This window comes from Ilyobacter sp. (assembly GCF_041583315.1).
GTDB lineage: Bacteria > Fusobacteriota > Fusobacteriia > Fusobacteriales > Fusobacteriaceae > Ilyobacter.
Window position 1 is genome coordinate 1 of record NZ_JBFHGC010000532.1, and the last position, 1,973, is coordinate 1,973.

The 1,973-nt window shown below is 38.0% G+C and carries 3 protein-coding genes; all 3 read left to right on the forward strand.

The window, feature by feature from the left end; genetic code table 11:
- Positions 1-359, forward strand: a 359-nt coding sequence (locus ABZA26_RS13860; protein WP_372715084.1) for a hypothetical protein, incomplete at its 5' end; no start/stop codon positions are given.
- Between the two features lie 20 nt (positions 360-379).
- Positions 380-1,462: a pilus assembly protein PilM gene (pilM, locus tag ABZA26_RS13865; RefSeq protein ID WP_372715085.1), complete on the forward strand. Its 1,083-nt coding sequence runs from the start codon at positions 380-382 to the stop codon at positions 1,460-1,462.
- 2 nt (positions 1,463-1,464) lie between these two features.
- On the forward strand, positions 1,465-1,973 hold a 509-nt coding region (locus tag ABZA26_RS13870), incomplete at its 3' end, for a PilN domain-containing protein (RefSeq protein WP_372715086.1).

Genomic DNA, 1,973 nt, shown 5'->3' on the forward strand with positions numbered 1-1,973 from the left:
GGTACAGATTGGAAAAGCTAGAAATTGTGAAAGATAATGACGGACTCGGAGTCTGGGACAGAGGAGAGGATCCGGTAGAGATCTATCCACTTGACAAGAGTCAAAAAATAGTGGACAGGCTCGATACTGCAACAACTCCAAGAACTGTTGATGATGCGTGGCTAGTAAGGGCTACATATGTGAAGAGGATACGCCTTGACGGAGGAAGTGATATAGGAGAGGCAGATTTTAAAATGCAGGCAGTGCATGAGGCAGTAATAAGATTTGAGGACACAGACCTTGACGGCAGTGCAGATTTTGACGGTCTCTATGTAGACAGTGGAGAGGCTATAGAGGAATTGATAATAGAGAAGATGTAAGGTATAGAGGAGGGGGAAGTATGAAGGAGAGATTTATGAGGGCAAGAGAAAGGTTGGACAATCTTGTGAAAGAGAAGTCTAGAGGAAGTATTGATATAGGGAGCCGGGGAATAAAGGCTCTCAGTGTAAAAGGCGGCATAGTGGGAGATGTGCTGGTAGAAAAATTTAACCAAAACGAAGAGAAGGAGACACAGATAAATGAGATTTTGTCTGTGATGATAGAAAGACTTGGGTTTAAAGGTCATGGAATATCACTCTCTCTTCCCAGTCAAAAGTTCCAGGTGAAATTTATAAGAATCGGTCAGGAGAATATGGAAAAAAGAGATCAGTTCATCCTAGAGGAGATGGAGGAGATGATTCCCGGATATTCAGAGTATGAATATCTCACAGAAAAACTGACTATCAACCTAGACGAGTATAGTGAAGAAGTTCTCTGTGTAACTATAAAAAGAGAGGAGATAGATTATCTTCTCAACTTCCTGGAAAGTCTAAGGGTAAAAGTTTTGAGAATAATTCCTGATTTTGTTTCGATATTTATGCTTTTGGAGAAAATGGAATCAAAGAATGAGAGGGATGAAAACGATAACAGTTACAGAATGATAGTAGATGTAGGTCATGAATCCACCAAGATATATGCAATGAATAATAATGTCATGAATTTTTACAGGTTCATCCTCATGGGGGGAAATGAGTTTACAGATATAATAAAAAATTATAAGGGAATCAACTATGAAAAGGCAGAGGAGAAAATAATAGAACTGGAACTTCAGGAGCATAAACAGGAAATACTGGATGCTTCGGAAAAATCCATGATGGATGAACTGACAGAGGCATTTAAAGAGCTAGAAAGTCAGATAAGACTTTCCTATGAGTATTATTTCCGAGAAAGATCTTCGAGTATAGTAGAGGAGCTGGTCTTTGTAGGAGGGGGATCTCTTCTGAGGGGATTGAAAGATTATGTGAAAAAATCCCTGGAACTGGAAGTCATGCCTCTAGAACTAGAGAGTATAACATCAAAAGAGGAGAATAGAATAAAATTAGAACCTTATCAATTTGAAGAGATAGCTGTGCTCCTTGGAAATGTTATGGATGAGGTGGTTTGATTATGAATATGAGAGATATAAATTTTTTGACGCCGGAATACAAAGAAAAACTTGGAGTGTCTCAAAACCTTAAAAAAGCTGTTTTAATCGCGGGAGTATTCTTTCTCATAAACGGAGCAATTTTCTCTGGGATTTATCTAAAACAAAAGAGTTTTGAGGAAAACATTCACGAAACAAAGAGGGAGATAGCCTTTAACCAGGAAGAGATAAAAAAACTGGAGATGGAAATAGGTAAGATACCTGATCTGACAGACAAGATAGAGATAATAGAAGAAATTTTTTCTGATAAAAAGACGAGGATCTCTGAGGTACTCTATACTGTTCAGACCCTTGCTCCAGAAAATATATGGGTAGATACACTGCATCACGACGGAGGAAACGTAAGAATTAAGGGAATATCTTATCTGAATTCTGAAATGACGGCAGAACAAAATCTTTATGATTTTGAAGACAAACTTATTGAAAGCGGAGATTTTTCTCAGGTTAAACATGATTACCTGAAGATAGAAGA

Coding starts and splice junctions, on each gene's coding strand:
- pilM (WP_372715085.1), top strand. CDS start 380: ATGAAGGAGAGATTTATGAGGGCAAGAGAAAGGTTGGACAATCTTGTG.